The sequence below is a fragment of the Acidovorax sp. A79 genome (assembly GCF_041154505.1).
Taxonomy (GTDB): domain Bacteria; phylum Pseudomonadota; class Gammaproteobacteria; order Burkholderiales; family Burkholderiaceae_C; genus Acidovorax.
This window is the reverse complement of record NZ_AP028672.1, coordinates 1,917,416-1,936,765: the sequence shown is the minus strand read 5'-3', so window position 1 is coordinate 1,936,765 and position 19,350 is coordinate 1,917,416. Positions and strand designations below refer to the sequence as shown.

General features: G+C 66.6%; 15 protein-coding genes. 2 read left to right on the top strand and 13 right to left on the bottom strand.

Annotated elements, in window-relative coordinates:
- Positions 1 to 133: 133 nt before the first annotated feature.
- The 3 genes from ACAM51_RS08845 to ACAM51_RS08835 form a co-directional block, all read right to left on the bottom strand.
- Positions 134 to 718, bottom strand: coding sequence for a histone (locus tag ACAM51_RS08845; protein ID WP_218296057.1), 585 nt, complete (start codon positions 716 to 718; stop codon positions 134 to 136).
- A gap of 183 nt (positions 719 to 901) precedes the next feature.
- Entirely contained in the window at positions 902 to 2,098 is a 1,197-nt protein-coding gene (locus ACAM51_RS08840; RefSeq protein ID WP_369643328.1) for a ribonucleotide-diphosphate reductase subunit beta, read from the bottom strand.
- 134 nt (positions 2,099 to 2,232) lie between these two features.
- On the bottom strand, positions 2,233 to 5,175 hold the full coding sequence (locus tag ACAM51_RS08835) for a ribonucleoside-diphosphate reductase subunit alpha (protein ID WP_369643327.1): 2,943 nt from the start codon (positions 5,173 to 5,175) through the stop codon (positions 2,233 to 2,235).
- A 174-nt stretch (positions 5,176 to 5,349) separates the two neighbouring features.
- On the opposite strand from ACAM51_RS08835, the gene ACAM51_RS08830 reads away from it, so the two are divergent.
- On the top strand, positions 5,350 to 5,523 hold the full coding sequence (locus ACAM51_RS08830) for a hypothetical protein (protein WP_218296054.1): 174 nt from the start codon (positions 5,350 to 5,352) through the stop codon (positions 5,521 to 5,523).
- A gap of 21 nt (positions 5,524 to 5,544) precedes the next feature.
- Here the strand turns inward: ACAM51_RS08830 and ampD are convergent, their stop codons facing one another.
- From ampD to ACAM51_RS08805, 5 genes are read right to left on the bottom strand one after another with little or no spacing between them, the layout of a single operon-like run.
- Positions 5,545 to 6,165 (bottom strand): 1,6-anhydro-N-acetylmuramyl-L-alanine amidase AmpD, encoded by a 621-nt coding sequence (gene ampD / locus ACAM51_RS08825; protein WP_369643326.1) that lies wholly within the window; start codon positions 6,163 to 6,165, stop codon positions 5,545 to 5,547.
- Positions 6,149 to 7,666: a sigma-54-dependent transcriptional regulator gene (locus ACAM51_RS08820; protein WP_369643325.1), complete on the bottom strand. Its 1,518-nt coding sequence runs from the start codon at positions 7,664 to 7,666 to the stop codon at positions 6,149 to 6,151. Before ACAM51_RS08820 ends, ampD begins: the two co-directional genes overlap by 17 nt.
- A gap of 11 nt (positions 7,667 to 7,677) precedes the next feature.
- Complete coding sequence (locus ACAM51_RS08815; RefSeq protein ID WP_369643324.1) at positions 7,678 to 9,381, bottom strand: nitrogen regulation protein NR(II); 1,704 nt, start codon at positions 9,379 to 9,381, stop codon at positions 7,678 to 7,680.
- An 8-nt stretch (positions 9,382 to 9,389) separates the two neighbouring features.
- A complete protein-coding gene (locus ACAM51_RS08810) occupies positions 9,390 to 9,611 on the bottom strand; it encodes a PP0621 family protein (protein ID WP_369643323.1) in 222 nt (73 codons plus the stop codon).
- A complete protein-coding gene (locus ACAM51_RS08805; RefSeq protein ID WP_218339681.1) occupies positions 9,608 to 10,405 on the bottom strand; it encodes an inner membrane protein YpjD in 798 nt (265 codons plus the stop codon). Before ACAM51_RS08805 ends, ACAM51_RS08810 begins: the two co-directional genes overlap by 4 nt.
- A gap of 99 nt (positions 10,406 to 10,504) precedes the next feature.
- Between ACAM51_RS08805 and ffh the strand changes: the two genes are divergently transcribed.
- Positions 10,505 to 11,884 carry a signal recognition particle protein gene (gene ffh, locus ACAM51_RS08800; RefSeq protein ID WP_218296048.1) on the top strand — a complete coding sequence of 460 codons (1,380 nt, stop codon included), beginning with the start codon at positions 10,505 to 10,507 and terminating at the stop codon, positions 11,882 to 11,884.
- A gap of 129 nt (positions 11,885 to 12,013) precedes the next feature.
- Here ffh and mdoH read toward each other — a convergent pair whose 3' ends face one another.
- From mdoH to ACAM51_RS08775, 5 genes are all read right to left on the bottom strand, one after another.
- Positions 12,014 to 14,032 (bottom strand): glucans biosynthesis glucosyltransferase MdoH, encoded by a 2,019-nt coding sequence (gene mdoH, locus ACAM51_RS08795; RefSeq protein ID WP_369643322.1) that lies wholly within the window; start codon positions 14,030 to 14,032, stop codon positions 12,014 to 12,016.
- A complete protein-coding gene (locus tag ACAM51_RS08790; RefSeq protein WP_369643793.1) occupies positions 14,005 to 15,516 on the bottom strand; it encodes a glucan biosynthesis protein G in 1,512 nt (503 codons plus the stop codon). Before ACAM51_RS08790 ends, mdoH begins: the two co-directional genes overlap by 28 nt.
- A 238-nt stretch (positions 15,517 to 15,754) precedes the next feature.
- Complete coding sequence (locus tag ACAM51_RS08785; protein WP_218296047.1) at positions 15,755 to 17,170, bottom strand: sigma 54-interacting transcriptional regulator; 1,416 nt, start codon at positions 17,168 to 17,170, stop codon at positions 15,755 to 15,757.
- A gap of 18 nt (positions 17,171 to 17,188) precedes the next feature.
- Entirely contained in the window at positions 17,189 to 17,821 is a 633-nt protein-coding gene (locus tag ACAM51_RS08780) for a hypothetical protein (RefSeq protein WP_218339679.1), read from the bottom strand.
- A 55-nt stretch (positions 17,822 to 17,876) separates the two neighbouring features.
- Complete coding sequence (locus tag ACAM51_RS08775) at positions 17,877 to 19,337, bottom strand: sensor histidine kinase KdpD (RefSeq protein ID WP_218296310.1); 1,461 nt, start codon at positions 19,335 to 19,337, stop codon at positions 17,877 to 17,879.
- Between the last annotated feature and the right edge of the window lie 13 nt (positions 19,338 to 19,350).

The window sequence follows — 19,350 nt, the reverse complement described above, 5'->3', positions numbered from 1 at the left end:
GGTGCGGTGCCTGCGGGGCAGGCGGGTGGGGGCGGCTTCGGTTCGAGATGCCGCTTTGCCCGAAGCGCGTGTCTCGGCAGGCATAAAAAAACCCGGTGCAACGGCACCGGGTTGAGCGCGTAATACGTGCTGATTACGGCTTGTTGCCCGTAGGGAAGGGCCAGGCTGCCTGAGGGTTCAGGGTCGTCTGTGCTGCAGGAGCGGCCGCGGGGGCAGGCGCCTTGGGGGCCTTCTTGGCCGGTGCAGCTTTCTTCGCGGGGGCGGCCTTGGCGGGTGCAGCCTTCTTTGCTGCTGCTGCCTTCTTGGCGGGAGCGGCCTTCTTGGCTGGTGCTGCTGCCTTCTTGGCAGGCGCAGCCTTCTTTGCTGCTACTGCCTTCTTGGCGGGAGCGGCCTTCTTGGCTGGTGCTGCTGCCTTCTTGGCAGGCGCAGCCTTCTTCGCTGCTACTGCCTTCTTGGCGGGAGCGGCCTTCTTGGCTGGTGCTGCTGCCTTCTTGGCAGGCGCAGCCTTCTTCGCTGCTACTGCCTTCTTGGCGGGAGCGGCCTTCTTGGCTGGTGCTGCTGCCTTCTTGGCAGGTGCAGCCTTCTTCGCTGCTACTGCCTTCTTGGCGGGAGCGGCTTTCTTGGCCGGTGCAGCCTTCTTTGCCGCTACGGGCTTTGCCGATGCGGCCTTTTTCGCTGGGGCTGCCTTCTTGGCGGCCGTTTTTTTCGCAGTTGCCATCATGTTCTCCTTGGGTCAATTTGCAAAGAGCACTTCGTGTCTGCAGTGGACACGAAGCGATCCATGGCGATGGAGAAAACCCCCATCGCCATGAACACGGGAACGCCCCGCACGGCAACGCTCTGCGGCGCTGTCTGTGTGGGGCGTGGTGTAAAAATCCATGGTGGTGTGATGCGAAAGGCGCTAGTCCCAGGACAGCGCACCACCGGACTGGTATTCAATAACCCGGGTCTCGAAGAAGTTGCGTTCCTTCTTGAGGTCAATCATCTCGCTCATCCACGGGAACGGGTTCTCTTCGTTGGGGAACAGCGTTTCCAGTCCGATCTGCGTGGCACGGCGATTGGCGATGTAGCGCAGGTAGCCCTTGAACATGGACGCGTTCATGCCCAGCACGCCGCGGGGCATGGTGTCTTCGGCGTAGCGGTATTCCAGCTCGACCGCCTTGAGGAACAGCGCCTTGATCTCGGCCTTGAATTCGGCGGTCCAGAGGTGCGGGTTCTCGAGCTTGAGCTGGTTGATCAGGTCGATGCCGAAGTTGCAGTGCATCGACTCGTCGCGCAGGATGTACTGGTATTGCTCGGCAGCGCCGGTCATCTTGTTTTGCCGGCCCAGCGCCAGGATCTGCGTGAAGCCGACATAGAAGAACAGGCCTTCCATCAGGCAGGCGAAAACGATCAGCGACTTGAGCAGCGTCTGGTCGTTTTCGGGGGTGCCGGTGTGGAAGTTGGGGTCCATGATCGCTTCGATGAAAGGGATCAGGAACTGGTCCTTGTCACGGATCGACTGGACTTCGTTGTAGGCGTTGAAGATCTCGGACTCGTCCAGTCCGAGCGACTCCACGATGTACTGGTAGGCGTGCGTGTGGATGGCTTCTTCAAAGGCCTGGCGCAGCAGGAACTGGCGGCACTCGGGCGCCGTGATGTGGCGGTAGGTGCCCAGCACGATGTTGTTGGCGGCCAGCGAGTCGGCGGTCACGAAGAAGCCGAGATTGCGCTTGATGATGCGGCGCTCGTCATCGGTCAGGCCGTTCGGGTCCTTCCACAACGCGATGTCGCGCGTCATGTTCACTTCCTGCGGCATCCAGTGGTTGGCGCAGGTGGCGAGGTACTTTTCCCACGCCCACTTGTACTTGAACGGGACCAGCTGGTTGACGTCGGTCTGGCCGTTGATGATGCGCTTGTCGGCGGCATTGACGCGCCGATGCACTGCAGTGGACTCCGCCACTTGCGGGCCGGCCGCGGCCGTTGCGGTCGCAGCAACGGGGTGCAGCGAGGGGGACTGAAAAGACAGAGGCGGTTGCCCCGCCGGGCGGTTGTTTTGCAGACCGCCGTCCAGTTGATTTTGCGATGAGGGCTTGACTTCTTCGTCCCAGGTCAACATAGATTTTCCAGTGTTCGGATTATGAAAGCAGTGCTGCGAAAAGAAAAGCACTGAAGCGTTGTGTGGCAACGATTTGTTGCTTCACAGCACATGCGCAACGCCTCGGATGTGTCGAGGCGTTGCGCGCGAAGTCCTTATTGGCAGGCTTCGCAGGTTGGATCGTCGATTGCGCAGAACTTGATGTCCGTGGCGGGCAGCGCGGCGGCCTGCTCGGCGGCCGCTGCCGCGGCGGCTTCCAGCGCGCTGGGCTTGGCCTGCGGGGACGCGGAGGCCTGTGGCGCACCGCCGTCGTTGCCGGACGAAACCGCGTTGAGCTGGCGCGTGTTCACGGTGCTCATCTCGACGTGCGTGGCGCTCTGCGTGCGCAGGTAGTAGGTGGTCTTCAGACCGCGCACCCAGGCCAGCTTGTAGGTGTCGTCAAGCTTCTTGCCCGATGCGCCAGCCATGTAGATGTTCAGGCTCTGCGCCTGGTCGATCCATTTCTGGCGGCGCGATGCGGCCTCCACCAGCCAGTGGGGCTCCACCTCGAAGGCGGTCGAATACAGCGCCTTGATGTCTGGCGGCACGCGATCGATGGGGTGCAGGGAGCCCTTGAAATGCTTGAGATCCATGATCATCACGTCATCCCACAGTCCCAGGCGCTTGAGGTCGCGCACCAGGCCGCCGTTGATGACGGTGAATTCGCCCGACAGGTTGGACTTCACGGACAGGTTGCCGAACGAGGGCTCGATCGATGCATCCACGCCGATGATGTTGGAGATGGTCGCGGTGGGCGCGATGGCCACGCAATTCGAGTTGCGCATGCCGTCCTGTGCGATCTTCTTGCGCAGGGCGTCCCAGTCCAGGGTGGAAGAGCGGTCCACTTCCACATACCCGCCCCGGGCATCCGACAGCATGTCCAGCGTGTCGAACGGGAGGATGCCGCGGTCCCACAGCGAGCCCTTGTAGCTGGAGTACTGGCCGCGTTCCCGTGCCAGTTCGGTGGAGGCCCAGTAGGCGTAGTAGCAGATGGCTTCCATCGACTTGTCGGCGAACTCCACGGCCTCTTGCGACGCGTAGGGAATGCGCAGCTCATACAGGCTGTCCTGGAACGCCATCACCCCCAGGCCCACCGGGCGATGGCGCAGGTTGGAGTCGCGCGCCTTCTTGACGGCGTAGTAGTTGATGTCGATCACGTTGTCGAGCATGCGCATGGCGACCTTGATGGTCCTCTTGAGCTTGTCATGGTCGATCTGGCCGTCCTTCAGATGCTGCAGCAGGTTGACCGAGCCGAGGTTGCACACGGCGGTCTCGGTGTCGCTGGTGTTCAGCGTGATCTCGGTGCACAGGTTGGACGAGTGCACCACGCCGGCGTGCTGCTGGGGCGAGCGCACGTTGCAGGCGTCCTTGAACGTGATCCAGGGGTGGCCGGTCTCGAACAGCATGGTCAGCATCTTGCGCCACATGTCGGTGGCCTGCACCGTCTTGGAAGGCTTGATCTCGCCGCGCGCGGCCTTTTCCTCGTAGGCCACGTAGGCTTTCTCGAAGTCGGCGCCGAAGAGGTCGTGCAGGTCGGGCACGTTGGAAGGGGAGAACAGGGTCCAGGTGCCCTTTTCCATCACGCGGCGCATGAACAGGTCGGGAATCCAGTTCGCCGTGTTCATGTCGTGCGTACGGCGGCGGTCGTCGCCCGTGTTCTTGCGTAGTTCCAGGAATTCTTCGATGTCGAGGTGCCAGGATTCCAGGTAGGTGCAGACAGCGCCCTTGCGCTTGCCGCCCTGGTTCACGGCCACGGCCGTGTCGTTGACGACCTTGAGGAAAGGCACCACGCCTTGCGATTCGCCGTTGGTGCCCTTGATGTGGCTGCCCAGCGCGCGCACCCGGGTCCAGTCGTTGCCCAGGCCGCCCGCGAACTTGGACAGCAGGGCGTTTTCCTTGATCGACTCGTAGATGCCGTCCAGGTCGTCGGGCACCGTGGTCAGGTAGCACGAAGACAGCTGCGAGCGCAGCGTGCCGCTGTTGAACAGCGTGGGCGTGCTGGACATGAAGTCGAACGACGAGAGCACTTCATAGAACTCGATGGCGCGGGCTTCGCGGTCGACTTCGTTGAGGGCCAGGCCCATGGCCACGCGCATGAAGAAAGCCTGGGGCAACTCGATGCGCGTCTTTTTGACGTGCAGGAAGTAACGGTCGTACAGGGTCTGCAGTCCGAGGTAGTCGAACTTCAGGTCGCGGTCCGCCTGCAGGGCGGCGCCCAGGCGCTGCAGGTCATATTGCAGCAGGCGCTCGTCCAGCAGCTCGTTTTCCACGCCCTTCTTGATGAATTCGGGGAAGTAGTCGATATAGGCTTGTCCCATCGCGCTCTGGGTCACCTCGCGGCCCAGGACTTCGCGCACGATCGTGTGCAGCAGCAGGCGGGCGGTGGCGTAGGTGTAGTCGGGGTCTTTTTCGATGAGCGTGCGTGCCGCCAGGATGGAGGCCTTGTAGACCTCGTCCATGGGAACGCCGTCGTACAGGTTGCGCATGGTTTCGGCAACGATGGGGTCTGCGCTGACGTCCGCGCCAAGATTCACGCAGGCCGACTCGATCAATGCCTGCAGCCGGTGGAGGTCGAGCGCAACGCGTTCTCCGCCGTCCAGCACGTGGAGCAGCGGAGCGGGGGCGGACGGAGCCTGCTGCTCGACCTGGCGTGCACGCTCCTGGGTGCGGCGCTCGCGGTACAGCACGTAGGCGCGGGCAATCTCATGGTGGCCGCCACGCATCAGTCCGAGTTCCACCTGGTCCTGCACATCTTCAATATGAAAGGTGCCGCCTCCGGGGCGCGACCGCACCAGGGCGCGGGTGACATTCTGGGTCAGGGTGTCCACGACTTCGCGCACGCTGGCGGACGCGGCGCCTTGTGTGCCATGCACCGCCAGGAAGGCCTTCATCATCGCCACCGCGATCTTTTGCGGCTCAAACGGCACCACCGCCCCGTTGCGGCGGATGATCTGGTAGTGCGCCAGCGAGTTGGCCGCCGACGTTGGCGCGGGCTGCGAAGCCGGAGCTTGCGCTGGGTTGGCGTGGGTGGTGGAAGGCGTAGTCAAAGCAGCTTGCATGGGTGTCCTCTTCTGTGGGCTGTCTGGGATGTGTGGCGCGGGGCGTGAAGCCGCCGCAAGGTGTGAGTGATGGGCCGGACTTCTGTCTGCCGCACACTATATATGGTGTGTCAGGTGCATTCAAGACACTACCGGTAGTGTACCGCCCCAAACCCCTGGGAAAAGGGAAACAGCATGTTTTCAATGCTGCGAGTTCTTGCGATGACCCCGCTGGAATCCCTTGTCCCACCGAAAAAGCAGCAGCGAATCCGCGCCGCGGCGGGCGATTCGGGCGGTTTTTCTTCGCGAGGCCGCGTGGAGCTTGGCGATGCGGCTTTGTGCGGTTGCACAAAGAAAAAGTTGCTGTGACGCGGCGCTGCGACAGCGCGTTCAGCTGGCGGGCCGGGTCGCCGCGGGAAAACGGTGCGGCGGCCAGCGCAACGCCTTTTGTACCTTCACCCAGTCGAAGCCGGGGCCGGGATCCTGCTTGCGCCCGGGCGCTATGTGCTCATGTCCCGCAATGTGCGCGATGGGATAGCGCCGCGCGATGTCCTGGCAGAGCGTGGCCAGCGTCCGGTACTGGGCGGGTTCGAACGCCAGGCCCTCCAGGCCCTCCAGCTCGATGCCGATCGAGTCGTCATTGCACTGGCTGCGCCCGCGGTAGGCCGACTGGCCTGCGTGCCAGGCCCGCAGATCACAATCCACGAACTGCCAGAGCGCACCGGTGCGCTCGATGAAGAAATGCGACGACACCGCCAGTCCGCGGATGCTCTGGTAGTAGGGATGGGCATCCCAGTCCAGGGTGTTGGTGAACAGCTGTTGCACTGCACCCCCCCCGTACTCGCCCGGCGGCAGGCTGATGGAATGCACCACGATCAGGTCGATGGCGGACCTGGCCGCTGCCGGGCGCGTGCCATGGTTGGGGGATGGGAGCCTCGTGGCCGCGCGGTGCCAGCCGCCGTCCCACGGCGGTGGGTCCGCCGGCGCTGCCTCCTCAGCCCACGTCGTCATGCGGGTCCTGGTCGTTGGGCACGGCGATGTTCAGCCGGGCGATCCTGTAGCGTATCTGGCGCAGGCTGATGCCCAGCCGGGCGGCGGTGGCGGTCCGGTTGAAGCCCGCCTCGCGCAGGGCGCGGATCAGGATGTCGCGCTCCTGCTGGTCAAGCCATGCCTGAAGATCGCTGGGCAGCGTCACCAGGCTGCCCGCGCCGGGCGGCGGCGCGGCCGGGTAGGCGCTCTGCGGGTCGGCGGGGGACGGCATCGCGGGCGCCGGCGCCGCCCGTGTCCTCGGGGACTCGGCGGCTCCCCCCGAGGGCCCGTCCACATGCAGCTCTTCCCCATCGCTGAGCGCCACGGCCCGGTGCAGCAGGTTTTCAAGCTCCCGGACGTTGCCGGTCAGCGGGTGCGCGGCGATGGCGTGGAGCGCGCTGTCGGTCAGCGGGGGGACCGGCATGCCCGATTCCTGCGCGATGCGTGAGAGCAGCGCGGCGCACAGCACAGGCAGGTCTTCGCGCCGCTCGCGCAGAGGGGGGATCAGGATCTCGATCACGTTGAGCCGGTAGTACAGATCCTGCCGGAAGCGGCCCGATTGCACATCGGCGGCCAGGTCGCGGTGCGTGGCGCTGACGATGCGCACATCCACCGTCTCCTCCTGCGTCGAGCCCAGGGGCCGCACGCTGCGCTCCTGGATCGCACGCAGCAATTTTGACTGCATGGCCAGGGGCAGGTCGCCGATCTCGTCGAGAAACAGCGTGCCGCCACGGGCCGCCTGAAAGTAGCCGTCGCGATCCTGGGCGGCGCCGGTGTAGGAGCCCTTGCGGGCGCCGAAGAACTCCGCCTCGAGCAGGTTCTCGGGAATGGCACCACAGTTCACGGCCACCAGCGGGCCATCCGCGCGCTGGCTGCTGGCATGCAGGGCCTGCGCCACCAGTTCCTTGCCCGTGCCTGATTCACCGTGAATCAGCACGGGCGCCATGCCGCGCGCGACCTTGGCCACCCGCTGCTTGACGTTGCGGATCGCCTCGGAGGTGCCCACCAGCCGGTCCAGGGCGGTGCCCGCCGCCAGGGGATCCGCGCCGGCCGGCGCCGGCCGGCCTTGCACTCCACCGCTGCGCGCGGCCCGGGGCGCGGGGACACCACCCGTGCCCTGCACCGCGGAGGCGACAACCGATCGGAACTGCTTGAGGTCCACCGGCTTGGTCATGTAGTCGAACGCGCCGGAGCGCAGGGCTTCCACGGCGTTCTCGGCCGACCCGTAGGCCGTCATGACCACGCAGCGTTCGCGGCGCTGCTGGTCACGCAGGTCCTGCAGCAGTTCCATGCCGAACCCGTCGGGCAGGCGCATGTCGGTGATGACGGCATCGAACCGGTGGGCCTTGAGCTGCTCGCGTGCCTCCTGCACGCTGGACGCAGTCTCCACACGATAGCCTTCGCGCAGCAGCGTCAGCTCGTACAAGGTGCGCAGGTCGGGTTCGTCGTCCACGACGAGGATGGAGGCGGCAGGGGCGTTCATGGCAATGCGTTTCAGACCACGATGGTGTCAAACAGCGTGGCGGCTTCGGTGGGGCGTGTGGTGCGGCGAAAGCCCACGGTGAAGGCGTTGCCTCCCACCTCGCCCCGCAGGGTGGTGCGGGTAAGCCGCTGGTAGCTGATGGACGCCCCATGGCGCTGGCACAGCTCGCGGCAAATATACAGGCCCAGGCCGCTGGAGCGGCTTTCGGATGAAAAGAAGGGCTCGAACAGGTGGCGCTCCACCGATTTGTCCATGGGGGCGCCGTCGCTCCAGACTTGCAGGCTGATCTGTCCCGACGGCAGGGCCCGGGTGGTCACCGTGAGCGAATCGGGCTCCTGGCCCATGTAGCGCAGCGCATTGTCCAGCAGGTTCACGAGCACGCGGCGCAGATGCTCCGTGTCGAATTCCACCTGGGTATTGCCCGCTTCGAGCATCACCACCGCGCGGCGCTGCAGGGGGTCCTGCGCCTGCCAGTCATTCCAGACCAGCGCCACGGTTTCATCCAGCGGCAAGGTGGATGCCGGCGCGTGGCTGATCTGGTGCTGCACGCGGGCGATGTCCAGCACCTCTTCGGCGATGCGGGCCAGGCGGTCCGCATTCTGCTGCACCATGCGCGCCAGGCGTTTCTGGGCGGGGTCGTGCAGGTCTTCCTCGAGCAGGGCGTTGGCCTGCACGATGGCGGCCAGCGGGTTGCGGATCTCATGCGCCACGGCGGCGGACATGCGGCCCATGGCGGCGAGCTTTTCCGTGCGCAGCCGGGCTTCCATCTCCCGCAGATCGTGCAGGAACATCACGCACAGGCGCTCGGTCTGCGCCTGGCGCGCGGCTTCGCGCGTCGAGGTCAGCCAGGTGCGCACATGCAGTCCGGTGGGGCTCTGTCCCGGATGGAGCAGGTCCACGTCCGCGGTCTGGGAATGTTCCTGGCGGAAAGTCCTCCGTGCCAGGGTGACCAGCGGGTTCCAGGGCGTCTCGGACGACAGGATGAAGGGCAGTTCGGGCAGGGCCGAGCCGCCGAGAAGCTGGAGCCCGGCGGGATTGGCAATGCGCACCACATCGCTTTCGTCCACCACCAGCACCCCGTCGGTGAGGTTCTGGATGACCAGCGCGCTGACCTGGGTCTGCACCCGGGCGGCGACCTGGCTCTGCTGCGCCACTTCCTGCTCGCGGGCCAGGCGGGTCGCGAGCTGGTGCACGAGGTAGCTCACGATGAAGTAGCCCGTGCCAGTCAGCGCGCTTTGCAGGTAGCGCGGCGCATCGTCGCCCGCGGTGCCGGAGCCCATCCACCAGGCCCAGCCCAGCAGCAGCAGCGTGACGCCCGCCGTGGTGCCCAGTGCCAGGGTCAGGGTCCCCAGCACGGCCGCCATCAGGATGGGCAGGCCAAACAGGGGGGTGTAGTTCATGGTGCCCGCATGCAGCAATTGCAGCGCGGCGATGGCGGCGAGGTCCACCCCGATGGAGGGCAGCCATTGCGGGCCGGCCCCCGGCGACGGCGGGCGGTGCCTTGCCAGGATGCGCAGCAACGTGGTGGCCGCGAGATACAGCGCACACACCACCAGCACGGCCGGCTCCGTGGCCTGGTTGATGGCCTGACCCGCACCTTGCAGCACGAGGAGAGCCAGTGCCACCATGACGCGGCCGGTCAGGAATCCCCGCCACAGCCGCACGAACGGCGCCTCGACCACGGATGTGAAGGTGCTGGCGGACAGCGCTGGCATGGCCGGTCTCAGGCCGGGCCCAAGCGCCGGTGCTCGGCGCAGCAGTAGGCCTGGGGGCCGACCATCAGCGCTTCGGCCTGGGGAACGTGAACGCCGCAGTGGGCACAGGCAAGCATGTCTTGCGGAAGCGCCAGGTGCGGGGGGCTGGAAGACTCCGCGCCGGTCGCGCGGCGTCCGCGCCAGATACCGATGGCAACGACCAGCACCACCAGCAAGACCAGGTATTTCATGCGTTGCGGCCCAGAACGACTTCCATGACAAAGCGGGATCCCACGTAGGCCAGCAGCAGCAACGCCGAGCCTGCGTACAGCACGCGCACCGCATTGCGGCCCCGCCACCCGAAGCGCGCACGCCCCACCAGAAGGGTGGCGAACGTGAGCCAGGACAGCAGGGAGAACACGGCCTTGTGGTCCCACCGCCAGGCCCTTCCATACAGCGTGTCGCCAAACAGCCAGCCCGCCAGCAGGGTTGCGGTCAGCAGGATGAAGCCCGCGGTCACGAAGCGAAAGGTCAGGCGTTCGAGGGTCAGCAACGGAATGCCGCTGTGCGGATCTTCGGCCTGCCGGATATGGCGCTCGGCGCGGGTCATGAGCCATGCATGCACCACGGCGGCGCCAAAGAGGCCGTAGCAGGCGATGCCCAGCGCCAGGTGCAGGGGCAGCCAGGCGGAGGCCGCGACATGCAGGGGCTGGCCCGGGAAAACCAAGGCCAGCACCACGGCGATGGCGCCGAGCGCGGCCAGGATCCACCGGGCCTGCATCTGCGGAAACAGCTGCCGTTCCACCGCATACACCGTGAGCACGAGCCAGGCTGTCATCGACAGGGCCGGGGCAAAGCCAAAGCGCGGCGCCTCGCCCCAAAGCCCCCACACCAGCACCGCGCCATGCAGTATCCAGGCGACCAGCAGCGCATTGCGTGCTGCCGCGGCCCCCAGCCGCGAGGCGGCTGCGGCGGGCACGGCGTATGCCACGGCCGCGGCCAGGGCCAGCAGCCAGCTGACGGGGGAAGCACTGGGTAAAATCATGGGTACAGTTTAGCCTTTCGCCCCACCGCCAGCGCCCTGGCGGGCCCGCGTGCACAACGACAGCGTTGATGGCGCGCAGGCAATACCGGAACTTCTCCTATGGCCTCCGCCCTTACCGACAAACTCACGCGCCTCGTCAAGGAGATGCGTGGCCAGGCCCGCATCACCGAGTCCAACGTCACGGACATGCTGCGCGAGGTGCGCATGGCCCTGCTCGAGGCCGACGTGGCCCTGCCCGTGGTGCGCGACTTCATCGCGCGCGTCAAGGAAAAGGCTCTGGGCCAGGAGGTGCTGGGCTCGCTCAAGCCGGGCCAGACGCTGGTGAGCATCGTCAACCGCGAACTCGCCGCCACCATGGGCGAAGGCGTGGCCGACATCAACTTGGCTGCGCAGCCGCCGGCCGTGATCCTGATGGCCGGCCTGCAGGGGGCGGGCAAGACCACCACCACGGCCAAGCTGGCCAAGCACCTGATCGAAAAACGCAAGAAGAAGGTGCTCACCGTCTCGGGCGACGTGTACCGCCCGGCGGCCATCGAACAGCTCAAGACGGTGACGAAGCAGGCCGGTGCGGAGTGGTTCCCGAGTACGCCGGACCAGAAGCCGCTCGATATCGCGCACGCCGCGCTCGATTACGCCAAGAAGCACTACTTCGATGTGCTGCTGGTCGATACCGCTGGCCGCCTGGCCATCGATGAAGCCCTGATGAAGGAAATCAAGGACCTGCATGCGGCGCTGAACCCGGTCGAGACCCTGTTCGTGGTCGATGCCATGCAGGGCCAGGATGCGATCAACACGGCCAAGGCCTTCAAGGAGGCGCTGCCGCTCACCGGCATCGTGCTCACCAAGCTCGATGGCGATTCGCGCGGCGGTGCGGCGCTGTCGGTGCGGCAGATCACGGGCGCGCCGATCAAGTTCGCGGGCGTGTCCGAGAAGCTCGACGGCCTGGAGGTGTTCGATGCCGAGCGCCACGCGGGCCGCATCCTGGGCATGGGCGACATCGTGGCGCTGGTGGAGCAGGTCACGGCGGGCGTGGACATGGAGGCGGCGCAAAAGCTGGCGGCCAAGGTCAAGAGCGGTGACGGCTTCGACCTGAACGACTTTCTTTCCCAGATCCAGCAGATGAAGCAGATGGGCGGGCTTTCCAGCCTCATGGACAAGCTCCCGTCCCAGCTCACCGCCAAGGCCGGCGCCATGGACATGGACAAGGCCGAGAAGGACATCAAGCGCAAGGAGGGCATCATCCAGAGCATGACGCCGCTGGAGCGGCGCAAGCCCGACCTCATCAAGGCCACGCGCAAGAAACGCATCGCCAACGGCGCGGGCGTGCATGTGCAGGAAGTCAACCGCTTGCTCAAGGAGTTCGAGCAGATGCAGGGCATGATGAAGAAGATGAAGGGCGGCGGCCTGATGAAGATGATGAAGAAGATGGGCGGCATGAAGGGCCTGGGCGGGGGCGGCATGCCCAAGATGCCCTTCTGAGATAGAGGCATTTCGGCCTCTGGCGCTGATGGATAAAGCGCGAAAAGCTATAAAAAATATAGCAAAATAAAAAGCCGGCATGCATGCCGGCTTTTTTTGTGGGCGATGTGATCGCGAGGAGGCGGCGGACTAGGCTGCCTTCAGCATCGGCTGTGCCAGGCGGCTGGCATGCAGCCATGCGCGGCGCAGCACGGGGGGCGACCAGGACTCCTCGGGAATCAGCAGCAGGCGCTGTGCGCGCATCGCCTTGCCCAGCGCGATCTGGCTGGTGAGCACGGCCAGCGGAATCGCCAGCGCCAGGGGCAGGCCCACGGGCATCAGCCACAGGAGGGCGCTGCTGTCGATCAGCGCAACACCCAGCGCCAGCAGGCCGATCACCACGCTCATGGGGGCCAGCTGGCGCACGGCATGGAGCCAGGGCACGGCGTGGGCCTCGCGCGGAGGCGATTTCCATTCCAGCTTCAGGCCCGTGAGCGCGATCAGTACGAACAGCGAATGCGCCAGCATGCGGATGGGGGCCTGCAGGATGGCCAGCACGCTTTCGAGCGCGGCGCTCTTGAGCAGGCTGAAGGCGCCGCCGTACTCCTTTTGCTCGCGGCGCATGAACACCGCGGCCACGCCCAGGATGCGAGGCAGGAACAGCATGCACAGCGTCCATGCCCACAGCGAGAGCAGTTCGGCCGGCAGGATGTGCCAGTCGGCCACGAGCTTGGCGCCCGAGAGCCACAGCGCCGTGCCCAGGGTGAGGAAGGCCAGCCACAATGGGGCCGAGAGGTAGGCCATGGCGCCCGTGATGAACATCGAGCGGTGCACGGCGTGAAGGCCGGGCTCGGCCATGAGGCGAGCGTTCTGCAGATTGCCCTGGCACCAGCGGCGGTCGCGCTGCAGCTCGGCCAGCAGGTCGGGGGGCTGTTGCTCGTAGCTGCCGACCAGGTCGGCCACCAGCCACACGTGGTAACCCGCGCGGCGCATCAGGGCTGCTTCCACGAAATCGTGCGACATGATGCCGCCCGCCAGACCGCCCTTGCCCTTGATGGGTGCGAGTGCGCAATGCTCCATGAAAGGAGCTACGCGGATGATGGCGTTGTGGCCCCAGTAGTGGGATTCGCCCAGTTGCCAGTACTGCATGCCCAGGGTGAAGAGGCGGCCTGTGACGCGCGAGGCGAACTGCTGCGCGCGGGCGTGCAGCGTGACGTGGCCGATGGCCTGCGTGGCTGTCTGGATGATGCCGGCGCCCGGGTTGGCTTCCATCAGCTTGGCCATCGAGACGATGCAGTCGCCGCTCATCACGCTGTCGGCGTCCAGCACCACCATGTAGCGGTAGTCCTTGCCCCAGCGGCGGCAGAAGTCGGCCACATTGCCGGCCTTGCGGTGCGTGCGGCGGGTGCGCAGGCGGTAGTACACCTGCACTTGCGGCTGCTGGCCGTGCTGGGCGAGGGCATCGCGCAGCGCCTCCCATGCGGCACGTTCGGCCTGGGCGATGGCGGGGTCGTAGCTGTCGGACAGCACGAACACGTCGAAGGTGGCGCCGTGGCCGGTCGATGCGACCGACTCGCACGTGGCCCGCAGCCCGGCAAACACCGTGGCCACATCTTCGTTGCAGATCGGCATGATGATGGCCGTGCGCGCGTCGGGCGCCAGTTCGTGCTCCAGCACGCTGCGCACGGACAGCGCGTGCCGGTCACCGCGCAGCATCACCCAGAAACCCATCAGGCCGGTAAGGAAACCGGTGACCACCCAGGCGGAGAGCAGCGCAAACAGCGCGATCTGGCCGTACCCCAGCCAGGCGTTTTCATAGTCGGGCTGCACGCCCGCAAACAGAAAGCTGGCCAGGGCCGTGGTCAACGCGGTCAGCACGGCAAAGGTCCAGCGGCGGCGCTGCGCCGCGCCCTCCCAGGCCTGGGCCACGGCGGGGGCCGCGGGCAGGGCCGGGTGGGGCGCTGCGCTGCGGCCTGTCAGGCGCAGCAGGAGGGCGGTGCCCATGCTGTTCCAGAAGCCGCGCCAGGGAAGCGGTGCCATGGAGCCCCGGTTGACCGGGGGCGCGGTCACGGCATTGGGGTGCCGTTCCTCGCGCAGCGTGCTGCGCGGGATGCCGACAGTCCGGTGCTGCTGTAGGGGGCTTACTCGGGAAGAATGATGTGCGTCCATGTTTCACTCACAGCGTGGTTGTCGTGTTGAAGAAAAGCGCGCAGCTCGATCGGGCGATCGGCCTTTTGGCGCTGTACGCGAACGGTCATGCGCCACTGCTCGGTGGCGGGATTGCGGTAGACGATGTTTTCAAGCACCTTGCCGTTGACATCGCTGGTCACCACGGCCTTCACGGTGGCGTCGGCGGGCAGGGCCTTGAGGGCGGGGCCGTCGAAATCGACCACGTACTGGGCCTGCTGGCGCAGGGCCTCGGCGGTTTGTTTGGTGTAGCCCATGCCCCGGCGCGATTGCGTGGCCCAGGCCCCGGGGGGGCGCTGCTGCTCGTCGCCCTGCCAGCTCAGCTCATAGGCAAATTCCAGGGGCTGGCCGGGGGCCGGCATCTGGGCCGGAACCCAATACGCAACGATGTTGTCGTGCGTTTCGTCGGGGGTGTGGAGCTGCACCAGTTCCACACGGCCAGCGCCCCAGTCGTGCAGGGGGCGCACCCAGGCGCTGGGGCGGCGCTCATACCGGGCTTCCACGTCCTCATAGTTCGACCACTGGCGGTCGCGCTGCATCAGGCCAAAGCCCTTTGGGTTTTGGGTGGCAAACGATGTGACCAGTGTCTGCCTGGGGTTCTGCAGCGGCCGCCACAGCCATTCGCCCTCGCCCGTGGCGATCATCAGGCCGTCGGAGTCATGCACTTCGGGCCGGAAGTCGTCCTTGCGGGGCTGGTTCTCGCCAAAGAAGAACATGCTGGTCAGCGGCGCGACCCCGAGCGTGGCGATGGGCTTGCCGGAGCCGGGCCGCACAAAAATGCGGCTGCGCACGGTGGTGGTGGTCTGCGCGCCGGGCTGGATGTCGAAGCGGTAGGCGCCGGTGGCGCGGGGCGAATCCAGCAGCGCGTACACCGTGACCTGTGTGGACAAGGGGTCGGGCCGTACCAGCCAGAACTCGGTGAAGCGCGGGAACTCCTCGCCACTGCCGCCCACGGTGTCGATGGCCAGCCCCCGGGCCGACAGGCCGTACTGCTGGCCCTTGCCCAACGCGCGGAAGTAGCTCGCGCCCTGGAAGACCACCAGCTCATCCTTGTAAGCGCTGGAGTTGAGGTGGTTGTGCAGGCGAAAGCCAGCAAAGCCCAGGTCGCCCCAGGCCTCAGGCCGCACCTGGTTCTTGCCATAGTCGAAGTCCGCACGGCTGTAGCCGATGTGGCGCGCGCCCTGCGGCGTGACTTCGTTGATCAGCACCGGCTCTTTCTGGTACAGGCCCAGGTGGAAGAACATGGCCTCGAACGGCAGCTTCTCGGTGCGCCACAGGGCACGGTCGGGGCGCCAGCGGATGTCGCGCACCTGGTCGTAGTTGAGTTTTGCGAGGTCGGCGGGCAGCTTGTCGCTGGATGCGCGATACGGCTTCTGTGCCCGCTCCCGGGCGAGGCGGGTGACGCTGTCGAAATCGAAGCCTTGCGCCTGCGCAGTGCCTGCGAGCAGGGCGGCGGCCAGCGCCATCACGGCCCGCGGGAGGCGGCCGATGGCGCGTGAACGGAGAGAAAAAACAGCTTGCATGCCGGAACTAGGGCAAACCCTGTGCCAGCTTGAAAAAACTGTTCTAAATCAAATGCTTAGGCCATCAACTGCATGTAAGCAGATGTGCAACCCCGCCATGGGAGCCGAAATGCCGTCTTTTTGTCGCCATCTGGCGACAGCGAATGGGATCGCTGCTAAAAAACCCAGATAAATCAAATACTTAGTCGTGTCGCCCATCGGCGACGTCGTCGTTGTCCGGGGCGTCATTCTTGAAGTTTCCGGGGGTCAGCGCGTGTTTTTGCAGCAGCCGGTAGAACTCCGTGCGGTTGCGCTGCGCCAGGCGCGCCGCATCGGCCACGTTGCCGTCCGTCATCTTGAGCAGGCCCACCAGATACTCGCGCTCGAAGCGTTGCCGGGCTTCGGCAAAGCTCAGCACCTGGGTGGACGGCGTGCGCAGCGCGCGCTGCACCAGCGTCAGGGGCACCAGAGGGGTGGTGGACAGCGCGCACACCTGCTCGACAACGTTGTAGAGCTGGCGCACATTGCCGGGCCAGGCGGCCAGGGTCAGGGCCTTGAGCGCCTCGGGCGCAAAGCCTGACAGGCGCTTGTCGTACTTGCGCGCCAGCTTGTCCAGAAAGTGGTTGGCCAGCAGCGCGATGTCCTCGCGCCGGTCTGCGAGGGTGGGCAGCATCAGCGTGACCACGTTCAGGCGGTAGTACAGGTCTTCACGGAACTGGGCCGTGGCCATCGCTGCCTCCAGGTCGCGGTGCGTGGCCGAGATGATGCGCACGTTGATCGGGATCGCCTGGCTGGCCCCCACGGGGCGCACCGCGCGCTCCTGCAGCACCCGCAGCAGCTTGACCTGCAGTGCGGGGGGCATGTCGCCGATCTCGTCCAGCAGCAAGGTGCCGCCTTCGGCGGCCTGGAACAACCCCTTGTGGTTGCTCACCGCGTCGGTGAAGGCGCCCTTGACGTGGCCAAACAGTTCGGACTCCAGCAGGGCCTCGGGGATGGCGCCGCAGTTGACCGCCACAAAGGGATGGCTCGCACGGGGGCTGGCGCGGTGGATGGCCTGGGCCAGCAGTTCCTTGCCCGAGCCGCTGTCGCCCAGCAACAGCACGCTCGCATCCGACTGGGCCACCATGTAGGCTTCGGCCAGCAGGTCGGTCATGCGGTTGGAGCGGCTCACGATCTCGGCGCGCCATGCCTCGTTGGCATGGGCATGTGCCACCGCAGGGGCGCTGAGCGCCAGGGCCTGGGCGATTTTCTCGAGCAGCTCCTTGCCGTCGTAGGGCTTGGTGAGGTAGGTGAACACCCCGCGCGACGTGGCTTCCACCGCATCGGGAATGGTGCCGTGGGCGGTGAGCAGGATGACCGGCAGCGAGGGGTGGCGTGCACGCACTTCGTCGAACAGCGCGAGTCCGTCGCGCCCTGGCAGGCGCACGTCGCTCAGCACGAGCTGGGGGCGCGCCATGTCGAGCTGGGCCAGCGCGGCCTCGGCCGAGCCCACGGCCACCACGTCGTATCCGGCGGCATGGAGCCGCAGGGACAACAGCCGCAGCATGTCGGCGTCATCGTCCACCACAAGAATGCGGGCGGCGGGCGTTGCGCGGGAGGGGCGGGGAGTGGCTGCCATGGTCGTTGTCTCGCAAGCTCAGGGGGCCGGGCGCTGCGGGCTGCTGCCCGGGGTTGATGCCGGTGTGGCAGGAAGCGGGGCGGGGCGCGTGGTCAGGCTGCGTTCGATGGCGCGCACGGCCTCCAGCCGTTCGTTGAGCTGGTCGTTGCGGCGCTGTGCATCGCGCAGTTGTTGTGCCTGCCGCTCCAACTGGTCTTCAAGCCGGCGTTGCTGCAGCAGCCGTGCCTCCATGAGGCGCGCCAGGGGATGCAGGGGCTGCGCCGCGGCAGCGGTGTTGCCCATCACGCGCTGCACCAGCCCGAGGGCACGTGCCGTATCGACGGGCTGGCGTGTCTGCGCAAGCGCAACAGCCAGGAGAAGCGGGGTTTCCGCCGTCGCGTCTTCCGCCTCGCCGAGGCGGGCGATTTCCCTGGCCAGTTCTGCTGCGGGCATGCGCAGCGTCCGGTCGGCCTGGGCCAGCACCTGCAGCACCGGTTCGGCGGCCTGGGTTGTGCCGGCGGCCGCGGCCTCGCCCGCCGGGAAGGACTCCGGTGCGTCCGGGGCCGGGGCGGCAACCGCCACGACGGGGGCGGGCGCTCCTGCCGCCGCTGCTGCCGCCTTGGGCGAGGTGGCATTGCAGCCCGTCAGCACGAGCGCTGCGGCCAGCGGCAAGATCCATGCAGGGGAATTCAGCGCTTGCTGGCCGGCAGGGCGGCAAGGGACATAACTAGGCGGCATGTGGTAGTTCCATGCGAAAAAAGGAGTGGACGCCGTCTTCCACCAGCCGCACGCGGCCACCGTGGGCAACAACGTACTCGTGGACGATGGAAAGCCCGATGCCGGTGCCTCGCACTGCATCGTCGGGCTGGCGTATGCCCCGGTAAAAGGGTTCAAACACGCGGTCGCGGTCGGCGCTGGCCACCCCGGGCCCCTGGTCGGAGACATCCACGCGCACGTGGTCGGCGTGGCGCGAGAGGGACAGCCGCACCGTTCCGCCCTTGGGGGAGAAACGGATGGCGTTGGACAGCAGGTTGCTGACGGCCGAGGCGATTTTGTCGGCATCGATCTGCAGGGACACAGCCGGTCCCTCCACCAGCACGCGCAGGCCACGGGCCTGCCATTGCAGGCGCTGGGCCTCCACCTGGGCCTCCAGCAGCGCAAGCAGATCGGTGTCGCGCCGCTGCAGCTGGCGTGCCTCGAACGCCGCGGCATTGAAGCGCAGCAAGGCTTCGATCTCCCCCTGCAGCACCAGCGTGTTGTGGTGCAGGATCTGCGTCACTTCGCGCTGGCCGGCGTTGAGCTCGCCGGTCACGCCGTCCTGCAGCAGCGCCACGCCTTCCCGCAGCGCGGCCAGGGGGGTCTTGAGCTCGTGCGAGACATGGCGAAGAAAGCGGGCCTTGTCGGCGTCCAGCTCCAGCAGCCGTAGCCGCAGCCATTCCAGTTGCTGACCGACCCGGCGCACGTCGTCGGGGCCCGAGATCACCACGGGCGCTTCGAGCTGGTTCTCTCCCAGCCGCCGGATCGTGCCTTCGAGCCGCTTGAAGGGGCGGGCGAGCCAGATGCCCAGCGCCAGGGCCAGCACCAGGGCCAGGACGATCACCCCTACCACCTGGTGGGTCACGCTGCGGCGGCTCGCCTCGACCCGGTCCTGCAGTTCACGGTTGCGCTGGGCATTGATGTCCTGCACCGATTGCGCAATGGTGGTGTGCAGCGCCTCCAGCGTGACGAATTCTTCCGCCACCAGCCGCTCGTTCTCCAGCGCCCGCTCTGGCGGGGCATCGAGCAGATCCTTGACGGCGTCCAGATGCCTGAGCCATTGCGCGGACTGCTCTTCGGGGAGTCCACCCTTGTGCAGTTGGTCGAGAACGGCCAGCGCCTCCACGGACATCTCGTTGAAGCTGCGGCGCAGTGGCGCATCCCGCAGCACCAGGGACTGGCGGGCCGCGCGCTCCAGCGCCTGCCCACGCTGGTTCAGCGCCTGGGCGGCCGTGCTCAGGGCTGTTGCCTCCGCGCCGCCGTGGCGGCTTTGCACCATGAGCTGTTCCAGCGTATAGAGCGCCCGCAGGGAGCTCACGCCCAGCAGGCCCGCTATGAGCAGGAACGCCAGGAGCAGCAGTTGCTGAAACGAGAGGCCGTGCAGAGGGCCGTCGACCTTCTGCGAATCCGCGTGTGGCAGGTGTTCAGGCATTGCCACGGGTGTC